The sequence below is a fragment of the Microcoleus sp. ARI1-B5 genome (assembly GCF_036705795.1).
GTDB lineage: Bacteria > Cyanobacteriota > Cyanobacteriia > Cyanobacteriales > Microcoleaceae > Microcoleus.
Genome location: NZ_JAUBVK010000019.1, coordinates 53,178 through 62,790 on the forward strand (window position 1 = coordinate 53,178; position 9,613 = coordinate 62,790).

A 9,613-nucleotide genomic window follows, 5' to 3' on the forward strand; every position below is an offset into this window, starting at 1 on the left:
GTCAATTATTGCGTCAAATTAATTGCATGAAGTTCAAAGAATCGATCGAGCATCTCAAACAACATCAACTGATCGGCATCCGGCAATATATCATCACAAATCCTCCCTGGATGACAGGCGCTGTAGTAGGTATAATGTCTGTAGCCATGCTGCAATTGGGAATGTGGAAACCCCTTGAATATTTGGGATACAAAACCCTATTTCAAATTCGAGAATCGGGAATTTTGCCAAATCCGGGGTGGGATGACAGAATTGCCGTAATTGCGATCGAACCCCACAGCTTGCAGGAATACGGTAAATTTCCTTGGCCGCGCAATCGCTACGCCGAACTGCTGGGGGCCCTGAAAAAATCTCCCCCCACAGCAGTTGGTTTCGACATTCTTTTCGTCGATCCGAGTCCCAAAGATGAAATGTTAGCCGCTGCGATCGCCGCCAACGGCAAAGTTGTACTCGCTAGAACCACCAAAGAACAACCCGTAGCATCTTTAAAAGCAGCCGCCGCAGGTGTCGGACACATCATCCACGAACCCAACAGCGACGGCATTAGCCGCGATTCAAAAATGTTTCTGCGCTCCATTCCTAACTTCGGTTTAGCAATGACTCAGAGGTACAATGCTGCTAACCCGCAAAATCCTGTATTGCTGCCGCAGCCAGCAAATATGCAGGAACAAAAAATCTGGGTTAACTGGCCCGGGAAAATAGAAAATCTACGCACCTATGCTTTTGTTGATGTTGTAGAAGGTAGAATTCCGGAAAACGCTTTAGCTGATAAATTAGTCTTAGTCGGCGTAGTCGCTACGGGCGTTGACCAGATATCTACACCACTCAACAAAACTACTGCTGGGGTTTATTTATATGCAGCGTTGATTGACAATTTGCTCAATCAGCGCGATCTGCGGCGGCTGCCGGTACAGCTAGAAATTTTGTTACTGTTGGGAATTGGCCCGCTGACTACTTCGGTTCTGTGCAACCGAGGTGTTAAAGAAAGAATTGCGATCGCCCTCGGTTTGCCTGTAATTTGGATTGTGGCTGCTGCTGTGTTATTTGGCTGCTATTTTTGGTGGCTTCCCGTTGCCGCACCCATCGGCACCCTCATTTTATCGGGCACTGCTTTGCAACTGCGCGAACAGTACGAAAAACAGCAGTTGATGAGGTTATTTGAAAAGCACGTCGCTCCCGAAACTGCTCAGCTTATTTGGGAGCGCAAAGCTGAGATATTTGAACAGGGAGAACTCGAACCTCAAGAACTTACAGCAACTGTGCTGTTTATGGATATTCGCAGTTTTACTTCGATTTCAGAAAAAATGCGGCCGCGGGATTTGCTCACCTGGCTGAACAATTATTTAGAAGCAATGACCAACTGTATTATGGATCACGGCGGCGTTGTCGATAAATACATCGGCGATGCAATTATGGCAGTTTTCGGCGTACCTTTTTGCCACACAGAATATCCCGAAATTCAACAAGATGCTTTGAATGCAGTTGCGGCTTGCATCGCCATGCACGAAAAGCTGCACAAAATCAACGAGCAACTTAGAATTGACCGCAAACCTTTAATTAAGTTTGGCATCGGTTTGCATACCGGACAGTTAGTTGCCGGCAGTGTCGGCGGTTCCCGGCGTTTGAATTATTCTGTGATCGGCGATGCTGTCAACGTGGCTGCTAGATTGGAAGCGATGAATAAGGAAATTGTGTCAGACAGTCCTTTTAATTTGTTGGTGACGGGGAGGACTTTTGCTTACGTGCGCGATCGCTACGAAGGCCAAAAAGTAGGAGCCATTCAATTGCGCGGGAAAAAAGAAGAGACTGTGGTTTATGCTATTTTGGGTGAAAAGTAATATAGCCTTTCTCAGCTTTCTGGAGGTACACTTGGTAAATTGGTAATTGGTAATTGGTAATTGGTAATAACTGGAGAGCGTACCTCACTTTCTTGAGAACTGCTATAGTGATTATTCATGAGTGATTAGTCATGAGCTGTTGCGATATTAGGTTCGGTTGATTAGACCCAATTAGTTGAGACAGGGAAATTAAAATATTTGTTGTAGGGGCGGGTTTAACGACAATCTACCCCTCAAACAAATAATCTCAAAAACCCTGCCCCACGGTAAATCGAAATATACAAAAGACTTGAGTTGCATTCATTCATTCGGTATTATTGAAATAATCTGCATTAAGAAGCGTAAATTTGCCTTCAATCTGCGGTCAACCTCTTCATCAAATATTTAGGCAATCTTGTCTTTTGTACAGATTAAATATTCTCGTAAAACCTGCCCCTACGGGATTATATTGCTGTTGAATTATTGACAGGTAAGCGGATGGTAAAAGTAGAACCAACACCGACTTGACTTGTTACTGAAATATTGCCGCCCATCATGAGGCAAAAACGCTGGCTGATTGCTAGTCCCAAACCCGTGCCGCCGTACTTGCGCGTGGTAGAAGCGTCTGCTTGGGTAAAGGGTTGGAAAATGCGATCCAGCTCGTTTGGATTCAGGCCAATTCCTGTATCTGTACAATTAACTACTAAAAATTCTTTACTGGGATTTGAGGATGGAGAATTTGCCGCAGGTTCAGAACTGTTTTCTGCTATCGCTCCGCTGCTGTCGCCCGCGCTGTTTTCTCGGCTGGCGCTGAGAGTAATTGTACCGTTTTGAGTGAATTTGGCAGCATTGCTCAGCAAATTTAATAAAATCTGCCGCACTTTGGTAATGTCACCGTACATAATGCCGATGTTGCTAATTTGCTGTAAGTTTAAAGTGTTATGATTTTTCTCAATTAGCGGCGCGGCTGTGGAGGCGACTTCTTCAATCAAGGCGGCGATATCGAAGGTTTCTAAGTAAAGATCCATGCGACCGGCTTCGATTTTAGAAATGTCGAGAATGTCGTTGATTAGCGACAGCAAGTGTCGGCCGGAAGTGCGGATTTTGTCTAAATCTGGGGTGAGTTCGTCATAGCCCAATTCTTCGGTTTCTTCTTGGAGCATTTCGCTGTAGCCGATGATGGCATTGAGAGGTGTTCGCAGTTCGTGGCTCATGTTTGCCAAAAATGCGCTTTTTGCGGTGGAAGCGGCTTCGGCTGCTTCTAGGGCGAGTTGCAAGGCGGATTCAAAGACTTTGCGATCGCTAATATCCTCGACGCTGCCTTCATAGTAGAGCACCTCGCCGTCGGTGTCGCACACTGCACGCGCGCTTTCGGAAATCCAAATTATGCTGCCGTCAACGCGGTAAACTTCTGACTCAAACCCCGAAATTTGTCCGAATTCTTTCATCACTCGCATAAACTTCTCGCGCTGCTGAGGGTTGACGTAAGCTTGCTGTCTGATGTTTGTGAGATTTGATGTCAATTCTTCGGGATTGGCGTAGCCGTAGATGCGGGCTAAAGCTGGATTTACGCTCAAGAAGCGGCCTTCGGGGGTTGTTTGAAAAATGCCTTCGACTGCATTTTCAAAGATGCTGCGGTATTTTTGTTCTGCTTGACGCAGTGCGGTTTGTGTGCGATCGCGATCGCTAGCTTCGATCGCCAATGATACCAAATCTGCCAGGGAAGCAGCAAAATTTTGTTCTTCTACTGTCCAGTTGCGAGCACTTCCCACCTGTTCCATACAGATGACTCCGACTGTTTGCCCTCCCAGTCGCACCGGCGCGTCTAAGGTAGAGGTGGTACCGCCTTCTGCAAAGTAAGATGCGACTAATTCTCTGGTTCTGACATCTGAGAGGGCGTCGTCGGCTGCGATCGTCCGGTCTTCTTCCAAAGCTTTAAAATAAGCTGGATAGTCTGCTGCTGCGAGTTCGGCACCTTGAGAATGCTGGCCGTTGCTGCGGTGAAATTGGTCTAGACATTGCAGTTTCGAGCGGCTTTCGTCGTACAACCACGCTCCGGCTCCTTCTGCATCTAGGGTATGAGCGGCCGCTTCGGTGATTTGCCTCAAAGCTACTTGCAAATCGCCTCGATACAGCGCTTTATTTCTTGCCAATTCTAGCAAAACCGTATTTTGTTTGAGCAATTGTTTTTGCCTCATCCGCCGTACAGATGCGGCTCGCTTCTGTTCGGTAATGTCGCGGGCCACCCAAATTACGGATGCTTCTGAAAGCGGCGAAATGCTGGCTGCAAAACAAACTTCGCGGTTGTCAACGGTTAAATCGTACTCGATGCTGACTGTTTGCTGAGTCTCTAAAGCTGCTCGGATGTGGTTGAGAAATTTTTCTGCTGTAGCTTGGGGAAACAGCTCTCGGACAGTTTTGCCAACTAATTCTGCGGCCCGTTTGTAGAGCAGGGACATATTTGTGGGCGCGATTTTCAAATAGCGGCCGGTGGCATCCACAACTACAATTAATTCGTTCATGGCTGCAAACAAAGCCCGCAATTCTGCTTCGGTGGCTTCGAGTTCGGCAGTCCGCTCTGCTACTCGCTGTTCTAAACTAGAGTTGGTTCGTTCTAGGGCTACAAAAGACGATCGCAATTGTCGGGCCATCTGGTTGAAAGACTGAGCCAGGATGCCTAGTTCGTTGACGCCTTTGACTTCAACCTCGCCGTCTAATTCGGCGGAGGTGAAGTCGGCAGATTCGGACATTTTTGTTAAAGCTTGGGAAGCTTCCAGCAATCGGGTAATTGGTTGGACAACCCAGCGAGAGGTGAAAATTCCCAGCACGATCGCCAGTATGAAGGCAAAAAAGCACAATAAGATAGTTGTGCGAGTGTTGGCGTTAATTTGCTCCATAAAGTCTGCTTCCGGGATTGCCACGACAATCAGCCAATCGAGGCCGCGGCCGTCTCGCAGCGGAGCAACCGTAAGGAATTGACGTTTGCCGTCTATATCGAAGCTAAACTGTCCTTGGCTGTCAATTTCTTCAAAACTGCCAAATCGTGTTTGCAAGTATGTGGAAGCCGATCGAATTAGCAAATTTTTGCTCCTAGTCGCCAACAGCCGTTTTTGTCCGTCTTGGCTGGTGACAAAGGGCAATTCATCTGTGGAACTGGCGACGATTTCCCCGCTGCGTTCGATCGCAAAAACTTCTCCTGACGGGCTAATTTTGATGCTTTTGAGAAAATCGCTGATTTGAGAAAGAGTCAGGTCAATTGCCAATACCCCCCGCAGGTTTCCGGTTTCATTGTAAACAGGCATCACCGGCGTAATGCCGAGAACTGGCGAGGCGGTGAAGACGTAGATCGGAGACCAAGTGGCTTTTTCTGACTGTTTGGCAGCTTGGTACCACGGTCTAGTACGGGGGTCATACGGGATGGTTTGGATGAGCTCAGTGCGATTTCCTTTGCTGTCGAGGCGATAAATTTGGCGGTTGGGAGCGGTTGATTCGTCTCTGATGTATAGTAAGTCTTCTGCTTCGTGTTTGACTAAGAGGAATCTGCCCTGTTCGTCGCCGTAGTAGATGGTTGTAGTTCGATCGCTGAGTTTGGTCTGATTCCACAAATAGCGCTCTAAGTTGGGGAAGTCTTCCGGGTCTAGGTTTCCCGAGGCGATCGCAGCAGTATTCATTTGCAGGAACAGGTGAGACATATCCCCAAAACTGCGAAAATTTTCTTTAGTCCTGGCTGCGACTTCCAAACTCAACCTGGTAGCAAGGTCATTGACGGCTTTCTGGCCGTTGCGAAACGACAGCCATCCCGTCACGCCGACTGCTACAGAGATTTGCACCACCAGGGGTATCAACAAGACTAGGCTCAGTGACATCTTGGGCGAGCTTTTCATCAGATGACTGCTCAGGCTTTTCAATAACATCAATATTATTTTGACACCTACGGGGTTTGCGTATCGTTTGTCGTTTAAAAGATGCCCTACATATTATAAGTTACAAAGTTGTACAGGAATAGTGAATTGCGGTAGCCGGCCGCTCAAAACTTGGATGAGGTGTCAAGCGTTACTGTAAAATACTGTAATATTAATCATGCCACTACTTGAGTGAATCGGGCGATCGCGATCGGGGACTAGCGGCCAAAAACTCACACCCGGTAAAAAAACTGTATGCCCGTGCTGCCAACCCTTAATTCATCAGTCATTCCCAATTTTATTTAATCTCAAATATAAAATCTCAAATCGTATCACTTTCTCCCGGTGCTGATGGTGCACCTTACCGCTGCGCAATAAAAATCTAATTTTAATTTTTTATACAAGGCCGTGACAAATGTAAGTTATTTGACAATCGTCTGTTGAAAAATTTGCTATTCATAGAATAAGCGGGCCAAAGCGCGTAGCGTAGCGGGGCGTAAGCCATCGCACGAACAGAGGGTAATAGAAGCACCTGCGGTTGATCGATGGCAGCAATGTCAAGTGTTTTTGGCTTTTTTGGACGACCGACGTTTGAGCAAAATAATACTTCTGGAGGATGACATGAGCTATACATTTGAAATCCTGGGCGTATCTCCAACTTTAACATTTTTTAACCAGCAGCAGGAATTGCTGCAACAACAGCAGCCGTCGGGTGTAGAATATTTGGGAAACAGGAAGTGCACTCTGGATGCGTTTGTGGCAGCCGTGGAGATAGTTTCTCCCTATCGAGGCTGGGATGTCGATCGAGTTGTAAATACCGTGATTAGTTTCTGGATGAACAACTCGGAGAGCATCCAGTATTGGAAGCACAGGTTGCAGGATGCCGGCAGCGAAAACTTGTTAGTAGCCAGAGTAGGCGATATCAAGTCTTTACAAGCCGCCTTTGAATCGCTACTGGGCGAATAGGACTTACACAAAAAGTGTTTGGCGGTAGTTACGGGTAAGGTGCGCCACAAGCACCCTACATCATTAGGTTCTGCGTAACGCATTTGGCAATTTTGTTGAGTCGCGACACAGAATTCACAGATGTATAATATAGCCTTTATCAAAGGCGGTGAGCTATGTCCGGTAATTGGTAATCGGTAATTGGTAATCGGTAATTGCTAATTGGTAATCGGTAATTGGTAATCGGTAATTGCTAATTGGTAATTGCTTCCAATGACAACTGACAACTACCAACTGACAACTACCAACTACCAACTGCCAACTACCAACTGCCAACTACCAACTACCAACTACCAACTGTCAACTGTCAACTGTCAACTGTCAACTGCAATTCCTATGTCTCGTTCAAAAGCCCTGCAATCTTATATTTTTGTCCGCTTGCTCCTCGCACCCCTAATGTTGTGGACAATCACCACAGCAGTATTTTTGCTGCTGCGGGCGACTCCGGGCGACCCCATAGATGCCATTCTCGGCTCGCGAGCTCCCGCAGCCGCCAAAGCAGCAATGCGCACCCAACTCGGCCTCGACGCACCCCTGTGGGAGCAATATCTCAAATACATGAAAAACTTGTTGGGCTTCGACTTGGGAACCTCCATCACCACTCGCGGACAAACCGTCTGGCAAATTATTGGAGACTATTTCCCCGCTACAGTCGAATTAGCAGTTTGTAGCATGGCCATAGCTTTAATTGTCGGCATCAGTATCGGTTCCCTAGCAGCATCCCGCCCCAATAGTGTTTTTGATGTTGTAGGCCGTTTGTTTGGCATTATCACTTACTCGCTGCCGGCTTTTTGGGCCGGCATGGTTTTGCAATTGATTTTCGCGGTACAGTTGGGCTGGTTTCCCTTGGGAACTCGCTTTCCGGTGACATTAACAGCCCCCCAAGGCTACACGGGACTGTACACTGTAGACAGTCTATTGAGCGCTAACCCGGGTCAGTTTCTCACAAGTTTGCATTATTTGGCACTCCCGAGTTTGACCCTGGGCATTCTTTTGAGCGGCATTTTTGAGCGCATTGTGAGGGTGAATCTGAAGCAAACTTTGCAAGCAGATTATGTCGAAGCGGCCCGAGCTCGCGGCATTCCTGAATTGCAGATTTTATGGGCTCACGCTCTCAAAAATGCGCTGATTCCGGTGATTACTGTCTTGGGACTGACTTTTGCTGCACTGTTGGGCGGTGCTATTTTAACGGAGGTTACTTTTTCTTGGCCGGGGCTGGCAAATCGCCTTTACGAAGCGATTAGTTTGCGGGATTATCCCACTGTTCAAGGTATTGTGGTGTTTTTTGCGGGAATTGTCGTAATTGCTAGCATTGTAATTGATATTTTGAACGCTTACATTGACCCTCGAATTCGGTACTAAATGAAGGAAGAAGGAAGTTCGGCAACGGATTGCGTAACGGATTTAACGGATATAAGGGATGGATATTGAGGGCAGAAGGAAGAGGTTGGAGGGCAGAAGTCAAGCGTGAAGAAGTCAAGCGTGAAGTCGGAAGATTTTTCCCACTCTCCCACTCTCCCTTTTTCTCACTCTCCCATTCTCCCCCTCTCCCATTCTCCCCTCTCTTCTCCTTTTAGATGCGTGGAAGATTATCAGGTGCGATCGACTAAGCTATTAAATTCACAACAAGTAAAATTATTTGCAGGACAGATTGTCAAAAAAATGAAAATACAGGGAACCGGTTATGCTACAGCGATCGTACTTATTCAGAAATTGCTGGAAAAGCTGTTAGGAGATGACGTTTTGGTGCGGGTGCAGCTACCAATTCAGTTAGGCGATGCTGAACCAAAACCGTCGATCGCAGTTGTGATGCCAGACGTGCTGCGCTATACTGACCGCCATCCGCTCGCCTCGGAGATATATCTGCTGATCGAATTAGCCGAGGGTACGGTTAAAAATGACTGCGAGATTCAAGGAAATATCTATGCTAAAGCCAAGATTGACGATTTTTGGGTGCTAGATATCAACGAACGCCAACTTCACGTATTTCGAGAACCCTCAGATGACGGTTACGGCAGTCAAATGATTTTGTCAGAGGATTCGACTGTGGCGCTCTCGGCTTTTTCTAAGTGTACTTTCTGCGTGCGCGAGATGTTGCAGCCAGCGTTAGCCGGCTAAGAAGTAGTTCTCAAAAAGATCGGCTTTGAGAATGAGGACACCAGAGCAGTTTATAGGCAATACTGGAGCAAATAAAATACAACATTTGAGGAAGCGCTGATGAGATTATTGCGCCTCGCAGCCGCTCTATCGGCTGCCTTGACTCCACTGATGGCTGAAGCTGCCTTTAGCCGTCCCATGCCGGGAACAGCCGAGTTTCCCAGAGCCTCAAACCCACGAGTAGACGTGCCGGTTTGCTTCATCGAAACCCCAAGCGGTACAACTTTTGATTTAGTCAGCTTGTGCGGCACCAACGCTGCTCCCCAAAACACGGCTCCGGCTGCCGGCAACCCCGCCAATGCTCCTGCAAATAACCCCAATGCAGCCAATCCGGCAGCCCCGAACCCCAACAGCGTTACCAGAGATGCTGCCGGCGCCCCGATAACTACTCCTGCGGGGACGAATCCCAACAATTCCAACAATCCCAACAATCCCAACAATCCCAACAATGCCAATCCGGGAACTTCGCCGAATACTAATCCCAACAACAATGCCAATCCGGGAACTTCGCCGAATACTAATCCCAATAATGCCAATCAGGGAACTTCGCCGAATACCACTCCCAATAATGCCAATCAGGGAACTTCGCCGAATACCAATCAGAATAATCTGAATCCTGGAAGTTCGCCTTATACCACTCCCAACAACAATGCCAATCAGGGAACTTCGCCGAATACCACTCCCAACAATGCCAATCAGGGAACTTCGCCGAATACCACTCCCAACAATACC

Annotated in this window: 6 protein-coding genes; 5 read left to right on the plus strand and 1 reads right to left on the minus strand. The window is 47.4% G+C overall.

The genetic code is table 11. From position 1 onward, the window contains the following. Window positions 1–26 precede the first annotated feature (26 nt). Complete coding sequence (locus QUB63_RS23695; protein WP_332947778.1) at window positions 27–1,838, plus strand: CHASE2 domain-containing protein; 1,812 nt, start codon at window positions 27–29, stop codon at window positions 1,836–1,838. A 443-nt stretch (window positions 1,839–2,281) separates the two neighbouring features. Here QUB63_RS23695 and QUB63_RS23700 read toward each other — a convergent pair whose 3' ends face one another. Then, window positions 2,282–5,701, minus strand: a complete 3,420-nt coding sequence (locus QUB63_RS23700) for a PAS domain S-box protein (RefSeq protein ID WP_332947779.1) — start codon at window positions 5,699–5,701, stop codon at window positions 2,282–2,284. 639 nt (window positions 5,702–6,340) lie between these two features. On the opposite strand from QUB63_RS23700, the gene QUB63_RS23705 reads away from it, so the two are divergent. The 4 genes from QUB63_RS23705 to QUB63_RS23720 form a co-directional block, all read left to right on the plus strand. Beyond that, entirely contained in the window at window positions 6,341–6,685 is a 345-nt protein-coding gene (locus QUB63_RS23705; RefSeq protein ID WP_332947780.1) for a hypothetical protein, read from the plus strand. 375 nt (window positions 6,686–7,060) lie between these two features. Further along, complete coding sequence (locus tag QUB63_RS23710; RefSeq protein ID WP_332947837.1) at window positions 7,061–8,086, plus strand: ABC transporter permease; 1,026 nt, start codon at window positions 7,061–7,063, stop codon at window positions 8,084–8,086. Window positions 8,087–8,191: 105 nt separating this feature from the next. Then, window positions 8,192–8,842, plus strand: a complete 651-nt coding sequence (locus tag QUB63_RS23715; protein WP_332947781.1) for a Uma2 family endonuclease — start codon at window positions 8,192–8,194, stop codon at window positions 8,840–8,842. 99 nt (window positions 8,843–8,941) lie between these two features. Further along, window positions 8,942–9,613, plus strand: a 672-nt coding sequence (locus QUB63_RS23720) for a hypothetical protein (RefSeq protein WP_332947782.1), incomplete at its 3' end; no start/stop codon positions are given.